Origin of the sequence: Bacillus sp. FSL W8-0645, assembly GCF_038007905.1 — a bacterium.
Lineage (GTDB): Bacteria > Bacillota > Bacilli > Bacillales > Bacillaceae > Bacillus > Bacillus pumilus.
Map to the genome: position 1 here is coordinate 3,140,294 of NZ_JBBOYC010000001.1, position 15,176 is coordinate 3,155,469.

Annotated in this window: 31 protein-coding genes; 1 reads left to right on the forward strand and 30 read right to left on the reverse strand. The window is 39.2% G+C overall.

Annotation, left to right across the window (positions count from 1 at the left end; all coding sequences use genetic code 11):
- Window position 1: 1 nt before the first annotated feature.
- The 18 genes from gp17 to NST39_RS16335 form a co-directional block, all read right to left on the reverse strand.
- A complete protein-coding gene (gene gp17, locus NST39_RS16250) occupies window positions 2-400 on the reverse strand; it encodes a tail completion protein gp17 (protein WP_341029294.1) in 399 nt (132 codons plus the stop codon).
- On the reverse strand, window positions 397-801 hold the full coding sequence (locus NST39_RS16255) for an HK97-gp10 family putative phage morphogenesis protein (protein WP_341029295.1): 405 nt from the start codon (window positions 799-801) through the stop codon (window positions 397-399). Before NST39_RS16255 ends, gp17 begins: the two co-directional genes overlap by 4 nt.
- Window positions 801-1,121: a phage head closure protein gene (locus NST39_RS16260; RefSeq protein WP_003216322.1), complete on the reverse strand. Its 321-nt coding sequence runs from the start codon at window positions 1,119-1,121 to the stop codon at window positions 801-803. Before NST39_RS16260 ends, NST39_RS16255 begins: the two co-directional genes overlap by 1 nt.
- Window positions 1,111-1,413: a head-tail connector protein gene (locus tag NST39_RS16265; protein WP_003216495.1), complete on the reverse strand. Its 303-nt coding sequence runs from the start codon at window positions 1,411-1,413 to the stop codon at window positions 1,111-1,113. Before NST39_RS16265 ends, NST39_RS16260 begins: the two co-directional genes overlap by 11 nt.
- 12 nt (window positions 1,414-1,425) lie before the next feature.
- The gene (locus NST39_RS16270) at window positions 1,426-1,824 is read right to left on the reverse strand and encodes a collagen-like protein (RefSeq protein ID WP_341029297.1); all 399 of its coding nucleotides are present in this window, start codon (window positions 1,822-1,824) and stop codon (window positions 1,426-1,428) included.
- A gap of 27 nt (window positions 1,825-1,851) precedes the next feature.
- On the reverse strand, window positions 1,852-3,129 hold the full coding sequence (locus NST39_RS16275; RefSeq protein ID WP_341029298.1) for a phage major capsid protein: 1,278 nt from the start codon (window positions 3,127-3,129) through the stop codon (window positions 1,852-1,854).
- A 38-nt stretch (window positions 3,130-3,167) separates the two neighbouring features.
- Window positions 3,168-3,887: a head maturation protease, ClpP-related gene (locus NST39_RS16280; protein ID WP_341029300.1), complete on the reverse strand. Its 720-nt coding sequence runs from the start codon at window positions 3,885-3,887 to the stop codon at window positions 3,168-3,170.
- A complete protein-coding gene (locus NST39_RS16285) occupies window positions 3,844-5,139 on the reverse strand; it encodes a phage portal protein (RefSeq protein WP_341029301.1) in 1,296 nt (431 codons plus the stop codon). The genes NST39_RS16280 and NST39_RS16285 overlap by 44 nt, the downstream gene beginning before the upstream one ends.
- 2 nt (window positions 5,140-5,141) lie before the next feature.
- Window positions 5,142-5,336 carry a DUF1056 domain-containing protein gene (locus NST39_RS16290; RefSeq protein WP_216927557.1) on the reverse strand — a complete coding sequence of 65 codons (195 nt, stop codon included), beginning with the start codon at window positions 5,334-5,336 and terminating at the stop codon, window positions 5,142-5,144.
- A 15-nt stretch (window positions 5,337-5,351) separates the two neighbouring features.
- Window positions 5,352-7,064: a terminase large subunit gene (locus NST39_RS16295; protein WP_341029305.1), complete on the reverse strand. Its 1,713-nt coding sequence runs from the start codon at window positions 7,062-7,064 to the stop codon at window positions 5,352-5,354.
- On the reverse strand, window positions 7,061-7,573 hold the full coding sequence (locus tag NST39_RS16300) for a phage terminase small subunit P27 family (protein ID WP_061408937.1): 513 nt from the start codon (window positions 7,571-7,573) through the stop codon (window positions 7,061-7,063). Before NST39_RS16300 ends, NST39_RS16295 begins: the two co-directional genes overlap by 4 nt.
- 227 nt (window positions 7,574-7,800) lie before the next feature.
- Window positions 7,801-8,166: an HNH endonuclease gene (locus NST39_RS16305; RefSeq protein WP_165379008.1), complete on the reverse strand. Its 366-nt coding sequence runs from the start codon at window positions 8,164-8,166 to the stop codon at window positions 7,801-7,803.
- Entirely contained in the window at window positions 8,156-8,500 is a 345-nt protein-coding gene (locus NST39_RS16310) for a hypothetical protein (RefSeq protein WP_341029307.1), read from the reverse strand. Before NST39_RS16310 ends, NST39_RS16305 begins: the two co-directional genes overlap by 11 nt.
- A 44-nt stretch (window positions 8,501-8,544) precedes the next feature.
- Complete coding sequence (locus NST39_RS16315) at window positions 8,545-8,853, reverse strand: transglycosylase (protein ID WP_341029309.1); 309 nt, start codon at window positions 8,851-8,853, stop codon at window positions 8,545-8,547.
- A 17-nt stretch (window positions 8,854-8,870) separates the two neighbouring features.
- Window positions 8,871-9,038 (reverse strand): hypothetical protein, encoded by a 168-nt coding sequence (locus tag NST39_RS16320; protein ID WP_341029311.1) that lies wholly within the window; start codon window positions 9,036-9,038, stop codon window positions 8,871-8,873.
- Between the two features lie 18 nt (window positions 9,039-9,056).
- A complete protein-coding gene (locus NST39_RS16325; protein WP_341029314.1) occupies window positions 9,057-9,350 on the reverse strand; it encodes a hypothetical protein in 294 nt (97 codons plus the stop codon).
- Window positions 9,351-9,410: 60 nt separating this feature from the next.
- Window positions 9,411-10,136, reverse strand: a complete 726-nt coding sequence (locus NST39_RS16330) for a hypothetical protein (RefSeq protein ID WP_341028328.1) — start codon at window positions 10,134-10,136, stop codon at window positions 9,411-9,413.
- Window positions 10,137-10,187: 51 nt separating this feature from the next.
- The gene (locus NST39_RS16335) at window positions 10,188-10,358 is read right to left on the reverse strand and encodes a hypothetical protein (protein WP_341028330.1); all 171 of its coding nucleotides are present in this window, start codon (window positions 10,356-10,358) and stop codon (window positions 10,188-10,190) included.
- A 60-nt stretch (window positions 10,359-10,418) separates the two neighbouring features.
- Here NST39_RS16335 and NST39_RS16340 point away from each other — a divergent pair, with 60 nt between their 5' ends.
- Window positions 10,419-10,760 carry a hypothetical protein gene (locus tag NST39_RS16340; protein WP_341028332.1) on the forward strand — a complete coding sequence of 114 codons (342 nt, stop codon included), beginning with the start codon at window positions 10,419-10,421 and terminating at the stop codon, window positions 10,758-10,760.
- Here the strand turns inward: NST39_RS16340 and NST39_RS16345 are convergent.
- The 12 genes from NST39_RS16345 to NST39_RS16400 form a co-directional block, all read right to left on the reverse strand.
- On the reverse strand, window positions 10,742-10,939 hold the full coding sequence (locus tag NST39_RS16345) for a hypothetical protein (RefSeq protein ID WP_341028334.1): 198 nt from the start codon (window positions 10,937-10,939) through the stop codon (window positions 10,742-10,744). The genes NST39_RS16340 and NST39_RS16345 overlap by 19 nt on opposite strands.
- Window positions 10,940-10,971: 32 nt before the next feature.
- Window positions 10,972-11,352, reverse strand: coding sequence for a hypothetical protein (locus NST39_RS16350; RefSeq protein WP_341029315.1), 381 nt, complete (start codon window positions 11,350-11,352; stop codon window positions 10,972-10,974).
- Window positions 11,353-11,421: 69 nt separating this feature from the next.
- Complete coding sequence (locus tag NST39_RS16355; RefSeq protein WP_341029317.1) at window positions 11,422-11,715, reverse strand: hypothetical protein; 294 nt, start codon at window positions 11,713-11,715, stop codon at window positions 11,422-11,424.
- A 157-nt stretch (window positions 11,716-11,872) separates the two neighbouring features.
- On the reverse strand, window positions 11,873-12,415 hold the full coding sequence (locus NST39_RS16360) for a site-specific integrase (RefSeq protein ID WP_144459413.1): 543 nt from the start codon (window positions 12,413-12,415) through the stop codon (window positions 11,873-11,875).
- Complete coding sequence (locus NST39_RS16365) at window positions 12,412-12,894, reverse strand: ArpU family phage packaging/lysis transcriptional regulator (RefSeq protein ID WP_186303777.1); 483 nt, start codon at window positions 12,892-12,894, stop codon at window positions 12,412-12,414. Before NST39_RS16365 ends, NST39_RS16360 begins: the two co-directional genes overlap by 4 nt.
- A 14-nt stretch (window positions 12,895-12,908) precedes the next feature.
- Window positions 12,909-13,031: a hypothetical protein gene (locus tag NST39_RS16370; protein ID WP_326254515.1), complete on the reverse strand. Its 123-nt coding sequence runs from the start codon at window positions 13,029-13,031 to the stop codon at window positions 12,909-12,911.
- 102 nt (window positions 13,032-13,133) lie between these two features.
- On the reverse strand, window positions 13,134-13,343 hold the full coding sequence (locus NST39_RS16375; RefSeq protein ID WP_341029321.1) for a hypothetical protein: 210 nt from the start codon (window positions 13,341-13,343) through the stop codon (window positions 13,134-13,136).
- A gap of 11 nt (window positions 13,344-13,354) precedes the next feature.
- Window positions 13,355-13,780 carry a hypothetical protein gene (locus tag NST39_RS16380; RefSeq protein ID WP_341029322.1) on the reverse strand — a complete coding sequence of 142 codons (426 nt, stop codon included), beginning with the start codon at window positions 13,778-13,780 and terminating at the stop codon, window positions 13,355-13,357.
- Between the two features lie 16 nt (window positions 13,781-13,796).
- Window positions 13,797-14,138 (reverse strand): hypothetical protein, encoded by a 342-nt coding sequence (locus NST39_RS16385; protein ID WP_341029323.1) that lies wholly within the window; start codon window positions 14,136-14,138, stop codon window positions 13,797-13,799.
- A gap of 3 nt (window positions 14,139-14,141) precedes the next feature.
- Window positions 14,142-14,369: a hypothetical protein gene (locus tag NST39_RS16390; RefSeq protein WP_341029325.1), complete on the reverse strand. Its 228-nt coding sequence runs from the start codon at window positions 14,367-14,369 to the stop codon at window positions 14,142-14,144.
- Window positions 14,366-14,851 (reverse strand): hypothetical protein, encoded by a 486-nt coding sequence (locus NST39_RS16395; protein WP_341029327.1) that lies wholly within the window; start codon window positions 14,849-14,851, stop codon window positions 14,366-14,368. Before NST39_RS16395 ends, NST39_RS16390 begins: the two co-directional genes overlap by 4 nt.
- The gene (locus tag NST39_RS16400) at window positions 14,848-15,024 is read right to left on the reverse strand and encodes a hypothetical protein (RefSeq protein ID WP_341029330.1); all 177 of its coding nucleotides are present in this window, start codon (window positions 15,022-15,024) and stop codon (window positions 14,848-14,850) included. Before NST39_RS16400 ends, NST39_RS16395 begins: the two co-directional genes overlap by 4 nt.
- Window positions 15,025-15,176: the final 152 nt, after the last annotated feature.

Consider the following 15,176-nt stretch of genomic DNA (forward strand, 5'->3'; position numbering starts at 1 on the left):
GTTAGCCTCCTAGTATTATATTTTTTTCAAAACGATATCCTTTTCTGATTAACCTCTCTTTCTCTAAAAAATCAGAAATGGGTATCGTTGGGGCAAAATCTAAACGCTCCATCACATCCCCGATTGTAGCCATGATGGATTGCGGATCGGCATTGTGATAAACATCTATTTGATAGGTTGCGCTATCTTGTATGGGCCTGTTATCAGCCCATTTGATCGGTTTGTAGTTGATTTCTTGCAACACGACATACGGTGGACTCGACTTTGTACCCTCTGGCACTGCAAGCTCATAGATGTCATCTTTGTCTATTAAAGACAAAAGCGCTGGATCATTCTCCAACGCTTCAAAAATGGCATTCTTGCAAGTATCTGCACGCCTTATTAAGTTTTGATTGATCATAGTTTGCTCAGCGCCTGTCGGTATTTATCTGCTACTTTACGTATAGCCTCATCCCATTTCGCATCGACAGTTCTCGTAAAGAATTTTTGCGCTGGCTGATGTAAGGTGCCGAATTCAGGGAAATGAATTCTCCACTTCGTGTCCTTACGTGACTTTGATTTCGGCCAACCAACCGCCACATATTTCAACCCGTCCCCATCAGTGCGAAGCCTGGTAATATCAAGATCATCCTGCATGTGTTTTTGGCCTTTGTCGGATCTTGGTGTGTTTGGATGAAGTTCATCTTTTATCACGGTTGCGCCAGCTGTAAGAGCTTCTTTATGCATCTTACTGACCTTTCTCTGCATGTTGCCAATTGCATTCTCTAATTCCTCTAAGCCGTCGATTTGTAAATTAAACATTACTTCGCCGCCTTTACCCTAGCTCTAATTGTGAGGAAATGAAGTCTTGAATAATTGGGTGTAATAGACTCAATTTCGTAAGTTTTTCCTTGGAATAGGAGTCTCATGTGCTCGTCGATATCTTCCCTGTGACGTATGGTGAATTTGATTGTATGTTCTTTTTGAATGGCAGCTGCAGCATAATATTCAGCACCTTTTAATCCCTCTGCTTTGGCCCAACACTCAATCATAGTTTCCCAGCCGTTGTCACCATCGACAGGCAAACGACTCTTTTCTTTTTTCTTTTGGAACTGAATGCGATGCCTCATATCATTCAACATCTTTTTCACCATCCACAACCAAGTATTTGAGTTGATTGACCATTGTTGTGAGCACACCATCAAGATTTGATGTCGTTCCGGATATTTGCCTATTCTCATACCAGTGAGTCACAAAAGACATAACGGCCAGTTCTGCTCGTGCTAAATTATTAGGAAATTTCAGACCCGTTGCAGAGCTGATGTACTCTTTTGCTGCAGCGATAAAATGTAAAATCAAATCATCCTCCGCATCACCATCAATGCGGAGGTATTTTTTTGCTTTTTCAAGCTCTTTTTGTTCTGCCTCAGTCATTTGGCATCACCTTTATTCAGATTTTGGGTTTTCTAAAGCTTCGACTCTATTTTGCAATTCGGTGATCAAGTCTTTTACAGCAGAATTGAGATTTTCCCACATAACGCTGCCTTTGCCGATCGACCGGGAATTTACTGAGCCATCACTTAGATGTTCATTTTTAATAGAGCCAGACTCTAATACTGCTGCGTCACCCTTATCACCTTTCGGCCCCTGCTCTCCTTGATCCCCTTTTTCACCTTTTGGACCTTGAGGACCTTGTTCACCAGGATCACCTTTTAATCCCTTAACAATAAGAGGATTTTCTTCACTGTTGTCTCTGATAGAAACAGGCGTGATAGGTTTCCCATCAGCGCCAGCCTCTGCAGATGTGTATACTCCATTACTTTCATTCAAAAAATCTTTAGCCATGATTAATCAATTCCTTTCATTTTTTGTTTATTTTCCAGCGTCTACAGCTTTATCATCATCAGTTTCAGGTGGCTTTTCATCAATAACTTCAATTCCGGTGAATTCAGCAAACACGACAGCTTCTTCATCCCATAGCACAACATCATCCCTTTGGATAACTCGTACATCTGTTGAGTTTCTATAAAACGCTTTTCCACCTACATCAGTAGATCGGATGGAATACTGCTGACGGTCGAAAAGTTTTACTGCTTCACGCAAATCACCAATAATCAGAGGATATTTAGGTTTTGTTTTACCGCCATTTGGAAGATATTTATTTGAAATCACATGTACAGTTTTTTCAAATAATAGTTTTTTTGTTTTGTTTGTTGGATCTGGCTGTAAAAGGTATCTTCCTTGGTTGTCTTTTAACTTATCAAGATAGTTAAATCCTGACTGGTTTGTTACAAATACAGAAGTTTCATTGATAGCTGGATCGAGCTGTACATTTGTAATGTCTTTAATGTCATCTGTGGTGGAAACAGCTTTTTTGTCTAATTTGTTCAATACTTTCAAGATGTTCACGTTGCGTGTAACAGCTGATTTTTTTCCCAACCAATTGACTAAGAATTGCATGAGGGCTTCCCTCGTATCACTCAATAGATCATTTGAAAGAACTAAAATACCGGCTCGATTTTTAATGTCGTATTTAATTCTCTCAAACTTTGGATTTTCCAATTCTTCAATATCTTCTAATTCATCAATGTCGACCAGAGGCTGCATATCAGCATTTTTCTCAAGCGTTCTTGCGCCTTTATTTGTGCCAACTGGAATAACATCAACAAGATTAGCCAGCGTATCAAATTGACGTCGTCTTTCGTTGATCTTTGTGGTGATGTCTTCTGGTACAATTAAGCCTCCATCTTCATCCACAGACTCTTTCATTGCAGCCAATGGTTTTGGTGCCTTACCTTTCATGATGGCATCAGCAAATAATTCTGTATGATTTAATACTTGTTTACCGCTGACATCGTTTGAAACAACCTGCGATTTAACACCCTGATCATCCTGCTGATCCTCATCACCGTAATCAACGTACATATTTCGCATTTCTTCATAGTTTTGAATTTGTTCTTTCAAAACCTGCGCCTCAGCAAGCATTGTTTTAGCTTCATCAACCTTGCCCTCATCATTTAGGGCCATGATCTCATCACGTTTTTCCGCTAAAGATTGGCGTAGTTCTCTTTCTTTTACTGTCATACCTTCCTTAGCGAAGAATTGGATAGGCAGGCGTAGCAATTTGTTCTGTGTTTTTGATTTTTTCAAAATGGTTTCCTCCTCAAATTTCCCATAAAAAAACACCCCTAAATTTCTAGGAGTGCTGCATGTATGGCATTCTGTTGTTGTTTCAAGTTTATGATGTTCTCTTGATTGCTTTCAGGTTCTTTGGATAGTTTTGCAACGATTGTAGCAGGTATGTTTTTGAACTGAGAAACAATGTTCTCATCTATCTGAGCTGCAACATTCTTTTCCTCTGCAACTGCATCAGCTAATCCATATTGCAACGCCTCATCAGCTGTTAACCATGTTTCATTATCTAAAAGGTCGCGCAAGGTCGATTCTTCTAGTTTCTCTCCTGCCTTTGCCAAATAGGTTGAAACAATGCTATCAGTGATTTTGTCCAAGTCTTCTGCAGCTTTTCTAAATTCCGCAGCATTACCGATCATACCCATGTAAGGGTTATGGATCATCATCATTGAATTACTCGGCATCGTGATAGTGTCGCCAGCCATTGCTATGACAGAAGCTATGCTTCCTGCTAGCGCATCGACATAAACATTTATCTTCGCTTTATGCCGCTGCAGCATCGAGTGGATTGCTTGTCCCTCAAATACATCACCACCCGGTGAATTAATATAAAGATCGATTTCGGTCACTTCGCCCAAATCTTTCAAATCTGCTTGAAATGCTTTAGAAGAACTTTCACTAAACCAGCCTTCGCCAGTAATGGAACCATACAAAGTTATTTCTGCAGAAACATCATTCAGTGGCTTCATGTTCCAATACTTCTTCTTTTTCTTCATCTCCGTCACCCCCTTTCAGATTCTCCTTCCTCACCCTGCTTAACTGATATTCTTTCATGATTGAAAGGGGAACTAGATTCAAATTACCAAAATGCTCATCTCCGATTTCTCCAATACCTGTCATATCCTCTTTTTCTAGGATTTTATTAATAGTGAATGCCCCTACACGCTGCATGACTTCGTAAAATTCAGCTCTTGTTTTACTGTCTCCACGTAATTCTGTTTCCAAATTGAATTTAAAATAAAAGCCTTCTTTTAATTGAGCAGGAGTAAGGATTTTATCGTTCAATTCTTGTTCAATATTTGTCACGATAGGCTGCAAGGTTGTTTTTACGTAATCCAAAGACTGTGACTCGATATTCGAAAAGGTTGCTCGATCCAATTCCCCAATTTTATGAGGTGGCACTTTATAGATGGAGGCTATTTGCTGACGATTCCATTTCATAGATTCAATAAATTGAGCATCTTTCATAGGCATTGTTACTTGTGAATAATCAAGACCCGCATCAAGTACCGCAATGGATTGACCTGCGTTGACTTCTTCCCAATCATCTCTAAGAACCTTCTTACTCTCTCTATTCAACAAAGACGGTGTTTTGATGACACCAAACGGTGCCCCACCATTTTTGTAAAACTTAGCATTGAATTTTGTGGCTGCCCTATTTGATCCAATATTATCTCGAATAACTGATATAGGCGTTTGACCTACGATGCCATCTAAAGATAGGTTTTTGAAGTGCAGGACTTCATGATAGTGCAGTTCAACATACTCACCATTGATCGTAGTTGAGTACCAAACCTTCCCCGATTTAGGATCAATATTTGTATTTGTTGACTCTGGATTAAGTGGGTAAATCGCTTTGACATCACCATCACTATTATAGACAAGACGATTGTAGCTGTTCCCCCAGGTTGCCATTCTTAACATGACAAGAGCTTTCCACGTAAAACTGGTCATATACGGGTTTACCTTATGCAAAATCATCCTGCTAATGTCGTTTTGAATAGTCTTTACGCTTCCTTCTTTGCTCTGAAATAATTTTATAGGGAGTTTAGCTGCATCTTCAGCAAGCACTTTCACACAAGCATACACATCTGGATGTAAAATCGCATTCTCAGAAGAGACATGCTCCCCTGATGACGTTTCAACACCTGCAAAAATGTTCCGAAACCACTTAGCAGGACTCAATAGAGATCCGCTGTCTTCTTCTGCTACACGATTTTCAATCTTCGGTCGTCCTCGTAATAACAAATTCATTCACCCCTGTCTATTTCATCTTCTTTATTTTGATTCAGGGTGACTCTGCTAATTAAAAAAGCAGTGGAAACGAAAAAAACACCTGAGACAAAAAGCCCGGTGTTTACGGAGATTCTAAAACATGCAATTGCAATCAAAACCATTCCAAGTAAAAGGAAAACATCTTCTAAGTATTTTGACCATTCTTTCATTCAATAGCTCTCCTTCTAAAAACTAAATTGGCCAGACTGGATATATTCATTTAAGTCAAAATGCTGATTTACTTGACTAGCTCTCACATGAGCGTTTATGAGTGCAGCTGCTGGGTCAATACGTTGTGACGATTTTGATTTATCAAGCATGATGTTCTCTTGAGCATCAATTTTTGTTACAGCATTCCCCATTGCCCAAGTTAGAAGATCGTTATTATCATGTATAACTTTTCGCGCTTTGACCTTTTCACGAAAATCTTTAGTTGGCTCTGACAAAGTCTGCACCCCTTGCCTAATCTCGATCATGACGTAGCCATCAGCCTCCATCTGCTGAGCAAACTGCGTAGCATTATATGGATCATAACCAATCTCTTTAATTTTCCAACCCTTTTCTTCTTCAAGACGTTTGATGTAAGCACGTATATAATCGTAATCAACAACAGCTCCATCAGTAAGCGTGAGCCAACCTTTCTTAACCCACAGATCATAAGGGACTCGGTCTGTCTTCATTCGTTCATGAAATGTATCTTCTGGCATGAAACCATGTGATGTCACAAAAAACATACCGTTATCAAGTTGAAATTCAAAACTTGCAGCAGTTAAGTCGATTCGTTTTGACAAGTCGATGCCTACATAACACTCTTTACCATAAAGATCAGGAAGACTCTCCTGTTTCCCGCAATCAGACCACGCTTGCATGTCCATATATCCGCCATCACGCATATTGACCCAAATATTCATGTTTTTAGTTAAGAAACTACGCATTTTTTCTGGAACTGCAAGGGCCACTTCTAACTCTCCGCGCAAGAAATCCAATCCATGTTCATTTGCGGCAACAATCGGATTTGCTTTAATCCAATTTCGTTCATCTTTGATGTCATCATCTGGATCGAGTTCATTAATCATGACAAAATATTGATCGTTTGTTTCAACATTGTTTGGATCGATAATTTTAGTAACGTAAGGGTATTCTACTCGGTATGCAGGATTATTTAATTCAAATCCAGCTGTCGTAATAATCATCATGAGTGGTTGTGTTCTTGTTGCCATCCCTGATGCAAGAACATCATATATTTCAGATGTTTTATGAGCATGATATTCATCTATAATGCCGCATTGAGGGTTAAAACCATCACCTGTTTTCCCTGCATCTTTTGATAGCGCCTCAATTTTTGACAACGTTTTAAGGTGTTCTATTTGTCCATAGGCGACCCGGTATTTTTTTTCAGGTACATTAAGCAGCTCACACTTGCTGATTTGAGCTTTAATTTCATTCCAACATATCTTGGCTTGCTCCGTTTTTGTTGCACCAATATACACCTCAGACATGTATTCATCATTTGCAAACGCCTCATATGATCCTACACAAGCAAGGCTTTGTGTTTTGGCATTTTTACGACCGACTTGCCAATAAGCCTTTTTAAATCTTCTGTACCCTGTATCCTTATGGACCCAACCGTAAATATTACCGAAAATAAAAATCTGAATGGGTTCAGGTACAATATTTTCACCTTGTAATGGACCTTTTGTATGTTTAAACTGTGTCATCCAAAATAGAAAGCGCCTTGCCTTCTCGTCATCAAAGAAATAGGGAAAATCTGCTGTCCCTTCTCTTTCAATATCTTTTAGAAAACGTTGACAAGCCCATTGGTGTTTTTTGCACGCCACAATTTCACCTGATAACACATCACGCGAATAGTCAATCATAAATTGTTTGATAGTCTTCATATATTAAACTCCTTTTCCGCTGCCGTCTTTTCCCTTATCTCCTGTGTTTTGGTGATAGCCAATTTTGCGCGTGCTGACGGAGTAAGTCCAAAATCATTTGCAGTTGACTTCATTTGATCAAAGAAATTTTTCTGCCGTTTCAATAAAGGATGTTCTTCTCCAATTAATTCAATTGGATTCCCCTCATCATCAAAACCATCCTTATGAACCATGATTCCATCTTCTTCTATAACTTTAGTGATTGAAATGTATTGTGAATAGGCATTACAATAGGCGGCCAACATGCTGATATCTGCCTCCGTTATAATGTCCACTTCCTTTAATAACTCGGCAATCCGTTTGAATTCCTTTTTAGCAACCTTATCTAACCAGGATGGAGGTTTGATGTTGTTTGATCGCATTTTCATTTTCTGTTCTTGCTCGGCGCGCATTTCCAATTCTTCAGTATTTTTCTTGTTTGGGTTACCTTGTATCAATTGAAGTGTTGCGGATTTTGCAGGTCTCGGCATATTTTTCACCTCATTCCGTTTCAATTTTTTGAAATTTATGCTTGTTTTTGAGCAAAATCATGCTATGATCGAATTAACAACAAAACCAGTCGTATCAAGCCCTCTCGGTATTTTCTCCGAGGGGGTTTTTCGTGTTTTCGGAAACTTTGAAAAGCGGTGTTTGTTTGTAGACGACGGCTCACCGATCATCACGAAGCCGTTTCCTAGGGATTTAATGCCGGGGGGTACTATGACCCTCGCTTGCCATGAACCTTGTTGTGACAGCTATTACACATGCTTTCGAGGTTGTTTAAGTCTAATCGCTTGTTCCAATCCTGTTTTAGCTCCACTATGTGATGAACCATGACAGCAGGAACGACACGATCTTGTTTTAAACAGCTTTGACAAAGGTAATTGTCTCGCATTAGAACAAGTTGTCTTGTCTGTTTCCATTCTCTTGATTTATAAAAACTTGTTGATTGTTTATCTCGAACATGTTTGTTGTAATACTTCGCTTCCTGCTGCTTACCATCAGCATGAGCAGGACAATAACCATCCCTTGTTAACTCCCTGCACCCTCGCACCTTACACTCTCTCAATGGTTTAGGTGGCATTGGATTCACCAGCTATCATCGCAAACAAAACAAAGGCATGAAGATGCCCCACTTTCTGTACGGCATAAAACTCCCTGTACTCCCTTTGATATGATGCTAGATAGGATCGTGCTGCTTCATAGGACAGAGTCTGGCTGACATGTAACAGGCTGTCTATAGCTTGCCTATCCCTCACACCATAAGACCCAAGCAGCCCTAACCCCCTGATGATCTCCCCATCCGCCCATATGCATCCCCTTTTATTAAGGGCTTTAAGACCGTTATACAATTGGTCTGTTCTTATTGCGTGTCCAATTGCTGTGTTAATGATTAGTTCCCTGAGTGAGTTGTCCACGTTGTGTCCCTCCCCAAAATAAAAAGCACCCCGAAGGATGCTAATTAACTATATTGTTGTTTTACTTTATCAATTAAAGGCAGCATAAGACGTTTGACACTTTCATGTAGTTGCGTGTACTTTTCAAAACGCCGTTGTGCGCTTCTATGTGTCGTTGCTTGTTCATAAAAGGTGCGCGCCTTCCTCAATTCTCGCAATTTCTGACGTATGACTTTATTCGTTACAGAAACAATATTTACGTTTCCGCAATGAGGACAAAGAAAGAATTGAACTACAATTCCTTTCGCTTCTTTTCTTTCCCTCACTTCCACAGCGTAATATTTTTTGCATTTTTCACATAAGACATCATTCATTTCATATGACACCACCATTATTTCTTCACTTGGGATTCGAGAAGGTTGTTATACTCTTCAAACCATTCATGGGGAATTTCTAATCTTTCTGTTATTCTTCGTTCAATAGCTGCTGCCAGATCTTCTGCTCTACGTTCATCATGTATCCACTTAGGCATAACACCTATAGGCGGTTCCGTTGTCATATCATTCACCCCTTTGTTTTATTCACTATTGATATGAATTACTTCAATGGCATTTTCCTTCAACCATTGGAACTCAAAGTGTTTGACTACTGGATTTCGAGAGTAGCCTGGTAACAAAATTAAAATTGTTTCGCTAGGATTCACCCCGTCCAGCAATGCAGGGTCCCTAGAAACATAGTGAGGGTATTTATATTGTGGGAATTTCTTTTTCACATGTCGCCATAGTGCTCTTGCGTGACGAGTGTTTGCCCCTACGATGAAAGTCCTTGTGCGTTGTTTTGAACAACCTTTTAAGATTAAGAGTTCTACCACAGATAACTCCTCCATATAAAAAGCACCGCCCTATTGGACAGTGCTATCATTCACGTTTTTTCAAGGACGAAGGTAAATGCCTCGTTCTTTATCCCAAACTAGATCATCTTTTGTCGGCAGCTCATCCATTGCTTCTCCGCGTTTATACTCAATCCTTTTTTCAATTGGTTTCTTACCCTTATTCCCAAGTGTCCGCAGATTAATATAAGTAGAGCCAACTGTATCAAATCCGCCCGTTTTCCAATTGAAATCTATATCAATCCGTCCTTCCAATGGCTCACCATTGTGAATCACTTCAGGAACTGAATGTATATCTTTCAATGTGATTTGTAGCAAAGGAGGTTCCGATACAGTTGTTGCTTGTTCGGTGCCGTGTTCAGTTCTTTTTCGTTCTTCGTACGGAACATATTCCCCAGATACCACGGACCATCTTGGGTCAACAAAGAACCCAGATACCGTAACGCCCTTATCTCTTAATATAGTGATAGTTGTCTCCTGTACGCCTTCTTCAACCAACACAGTATTTAAAAAGGTACTTCTTTTAGCGGCAGATTCCCCGGTAATCCGTACATTTGGATACTCTTTTGTATACATATTAACCATTGAATCCTTGACGACAATCGGTAATTCTTTAATTGCAGCCAGATGCGCAAGCGCTTTTGTCTTGCCGATTCGTCTTGTCCTAGCAGTGATAACGATCAAAGTCTTCTTAGTTAACGCTTCATCAAGTTGGTCATAGATGCTTCTGTAAGTTAAGTCTAAAAACATATTCAACACTCTCCTCATAATAAAAAGCACCCATCCATTGGAAAGGCGCTTCACATGTATTTCACTCGTTTAGAATAATTTAATTTCTACACCTTGCACTAAGGCATAGATAAAATCTTTCTCTGTCGGATAATTCTTTTCAACGATTTTTGTCAAAGAAATCAAATCGTTGGTGTCAATAGGTAAAAGTCTGTTGACCCCATCTTTTTTTGAATAAACAATAATGTTCTTATTTGTCATTCTCTTTTCTCCTTACTCATTGGTATAATATTCCTATATGTTTAGATAGGAGGTGAAAATATGAGTGATATTAAGTCAGATATTCAAAATACATTTAATGAAATGATGATCATTAGTAAAGCGCTGCAAGATTTAAAGCAAGAAAGTATTAGTCTAAATAACATAAAAAGTGAAAGGTTTGGTATTCTTTTTTTAGGTGAGAAATTTAATACAATTAATTCAGCTGAGCTTCGAGAAGTATTAGCCCGTCATTACAATCTTGACCTTCCTCATGAGGCTTTGTTAGTTGCTATTCCACAATTATGTAAACATAACAACATGCAAATTAGAGCATTAAAAAATCTGCAAAATCTTAATAAACTAGATGAGGAACCTTCTATATATCAAATAGAACTATTTTGACTAGCAATATATTTTAGATTAGCTGCTTGATTTGCTAACGGTGACAAACCTAGAACAGATCTTGCTTTGTTAATTGAGATATTTCCAGAATTAATATCATTCAAAAGCTGTTCAGCTTGCATCCGTTCATCATCAACCTCTGTTGCCGCAGGGGTTGTTTTATTTTGCTTGTCGCTCATACTTGTTACCTCCTGTCATTTATTCCACAAATTCAATCGGCAAGACCATTCGCCAGCATATCAATTATGCGCTCTTGCGCTTCCTTGAAAGACATATCCTCGGCATCAAAGAATGTATACTCTGATTTAATCATATTGCCCTTGTGTTTAATTTCAGCATTCACAACGACATAAGGAACACGCTTAAACGGTATGAGTAAATCTGCTCCTCGATATAACTCCTCAACTTCTTCTTTCATGTGTCGCTCCATAGAGATTACAGTTACTTCTACCACAGCTAACACCTCCATATAAAAAGCGACCTCCACAATGGAAGCCGCTCTCAATTTATCACCTAATACCATCATAACCGCTCTCAGACAAAATGCTTTGCCAAGATCGTGCCAAAAGTGTGCCATTTTCATGCCAATCAAAAAAGCGACCTCCTTATTGGAAGCCGCTCTTAAATTAATTACCTTTTGTGATAGCTTTAATCATTTTATTCACCACCTCCTAGAAGCTTTATTTTTATTCCTACTAAACATTTTATTGGCCAAAGCGTGCAAATCATCTTCGGCTTTACTTCTAAGGATATCAGAAACATCTTTACCAATCACTTTCCTATTCCCAACTCTGTACCCTTTATCGTTAAGTTCATCCGCAACCTTGCTGACGCTCTCAGTCAACACATAGAGTTTAATGGCTTCTTTTTCAAACGTATCGGCATTGTAATTCTCCACCATCTCTATGAAATTTTCCAATTCTCTAATTCGATTTCTTGCCTGTTCAATGTTCATGCTTATCATCTTCCTCCTTAGTAAATTTGACTGCATTATAAAACATAGCGTGTTGCACTCACGGGATCGCTGAAATCCTTGCCACATAAAGCTTTCTCTTAATTTCTTTAATGACTGCACTCCTTGATATTTTTTGGTGCAGATATATCTAAAAAAATTATATCTTAAACTTCATCATTGCGGAATCCATGTTGTCTTGGTTGATTCCGATGTATCTCATTGTGATATCTGGGCTGGCATGATTGAATATTTCTTGCAGCATGGCTACATCCTTTGTCTGTCTGTAAAAATGGTAGCCGAAGGTCTTTCTTAATGTGTGCGTGCCTATTTCAGTGATGTTCACTTGTTCAGCGGCCGCTCTAAGAATGCGATATGCCACCGATCTATCTATCGCTTTATTTTCCCCTTGCCTGCTTTTGATTACGTATGATCCATCTTTAAGATCCTTAGCGTAAGCGATTAATTCATTTCTAACTGATGGCGGTATACGAATCCTCTTTTGCTTCTTTGTTTTTGTTTCTCTGAGGACCAGGTGTGTTTTCAACAAGTCTTCTTTTTTGATCTTGAGAATATCAGATATCCTTAAGCCAGTACTGATCCCCAATATGAACAATATATAATTCCTTCTGTTTTTCCTTTTTAGATAAGCCTTCATTTGCTCCACCTTTTCAAAGTCTCTTATCGGCTGAACAAAATTCATGACTTGTCCCCCTTGTACACTTCTTCTCTAAGCGCGAAGGCTAAACGGTAAAAGGCTTTATTTTTGAATCGGTAATAGTTCCGCTGGCTGAGACCCATGTCCACATAAATTTCGTAATCGAACATTTCTTCATCCTGCATATAGAGCATAACTAATATGCGCCGCTCTTTTTGCGTAAGACGATTAATACCCCTTTCGATTCGCTTCATATATTTTTCACGATCAATCTCCCAATCCATCTTTTTAAGAGCTGCTTCTTCGGTGGATGAGTGGAATTGGTTCGAAAAACTCGGTGGTGTAATCGTATAAGTTGTTGTGATCTTTGGAAGAAAGTCATCTGGCGTTTGCAACCTAAGCATTTTATATTTTTCCATCATCTTTTCCATTTTGAATCTTGTTTTTTCCTCGTCGATTTGAGGGATATCTAAATTCATTTGATCTGTTTGTTCGTTTGGTTTCTTATCATTTTTATTAGCCATCCCAATCACTCCTTTTATTTCCGGCGCATGGCCCCGCCTTTGGCTCTTTTTAACCGTTGCATGTTTTGCCCCATAAGCTCGCGTATCTCTCTTTCTGTAAGCTCCTGCGGCTGTTTTTTTGGCTTTTCCTTCTTCATGGTGTTGCTCCTTTCCGACAAATAAAAAACGGACACCAACCAGCACCCGTAAAAGGTGTTGATCAGTGTCCGCAGGCTCTCCGTCTTGGACTTATTTAGTTTTTAAGCCATTGCTTTAATATGAAGATCAGTAATCCATTGCATTAATCCTTCAAAGGTTGGATCACGTTTTTCAAGATGGCAGTTAATCATATACATTCTCAGATTCTCACCCACATCAGTGAGCCAATCTACTCCAAAATATCCTTCATAAGCATTCTGTTCATAGCCTTCTAACATATCCGCCATTTTCTTTGCAGTCATTTTTGTCATTCCGCTACCTCCTATCGAATATTGAATTTCAAGGATTCAAAGGTGCCGATATAGTTTCGTTTCTTGGAATCGGTGTAGCAGTCCAGCTGGATAACATATGTTCCTTTGCCGGTACGCTTGCGGATTTCACTCACACTAAACGACTTTAGAGGCGTGGCCGCTTTGAAGCTGCCCCTTTGTATAAGGTTCGTATCCGTTAGGCCGCCACCGCTTCGCTTTTTGTAAACGCCAGCGGTGTAATAGATTGTGCTCGATCCCTTCTTTTCCGCTCTCCAATCGACCGTTTTTGCACCTGCATAGTAATTGGTGTCATCCGTAAAGACTCGCGCTTGATGACCATATCCCTCAGTCTGCCAGTTTGACCATACCGCTTGAGCAGACGGCGCATAAAGCACCGCCGCAATAATAATAGTTAGTGTGATTAGTAGTTTTTTCATTTGTCATTGTCCCCTCTTATATAAATTCCAATGGTTCATTTAGTTGATGCGCTAGTTCCATTCCCTCTGCAAGATAAAGGGCATTTATTTTATCTCTATCATCATCAGGCCAGTTGCGGACAAGTTCTTTCAATCTAGCAGCAACAGTTTTACAAACGTCAGGCGGTAAGTCATCTTCACAGTCTGAATGATCCAGCAATGGAATGATGTCATCATCATAGTTCTCAAATGGTATATCTCCACCAAAGCCCTGCATATCATCTAAATTCATTCCGATACATGCTGCTAACTTTCTTCTAAAATTACCGAATCCGCTGTATGCCCAATGTGCAGCGCAATGAGTAAAATCTAATCCCATGATTCATTCCCCTTCCCAGTGCCCATTTCTTTTCATAACGTCAATTATTTCATGGATATATGGCTCATCTTGATTAATAATCACATAGTTGTTAGAAGGCTTTTTTCCATCTTTTATTCGGCCTTCTTCTATATGAATTTCCACCTCTGCTAGATGCTCCAAAAATTTCGTTAGTAGATCTCTTGGAACATATTTAGAAGCATCACGAACACTCAAAATTGAATATTTCATAGCAAGCTCCCGTCTATTGCCAATCTCATTTCTTTTTCGTTCGTTAAATCTTCAAGAACTTCTTCAATTGGAACTGTTTTGTTATCTTCTCCAGTACAGCGACTATACTTTGTTGCTGCATATAGTGCCGTTACTTCTTTGATACTTTCCGCAAGTTCTTTCTCTTCATCACCAGTAACGTCATTATTGTAAATCTCCATTGCACGTTCGATATTGCGCGCTTTAATCAATGCGTAATAAGGCTCGTGCGTCTCATAAAACTTCATTTCTTCTTTGTTTTTGCTTTTAACCTGTTCTTCCAACAACTGAATGGCAGTTTCAAGGTATGTCGCAAAATCAATTGCTTCTTGCTGAGCATGTTCTAACCAGCCTTTTAAGTCGTAGGAAGAGGTTTTGACCTCAACCCCGTACTTTTGCAGGCCCTTTTCCTGCTGGCGGTTTAGTTTTTCGATAACAGATGAGATAATCGGGTTTTCGTTCATCGTGCTTCCTCCTTTAGTGAATCCATATCAATGTTTAAGACCTGTAGCATCCAAAGAAGAGTAGCCATTCCGGCAACAGCTTCTTTATCCGCTCCATTCGAACGAACTCCTCTTTCTCCAAAGTCGTTCATTCTCTCGATTATTTGATTTTGTTGCTTTTTATTGAGCTTCACTTCGCGTCCTCCTGAATATCCTTTTTGATAACTTTTAAGAAGAATGTTGTTGTATCTTTAACATCCACTTTGTCAAAGCACTTCCTGTCTTTTGTGTCGCAAAGAGGAATTCTTAATTGCATATTTGATTGTTCATAGATTTTATAGCTGGT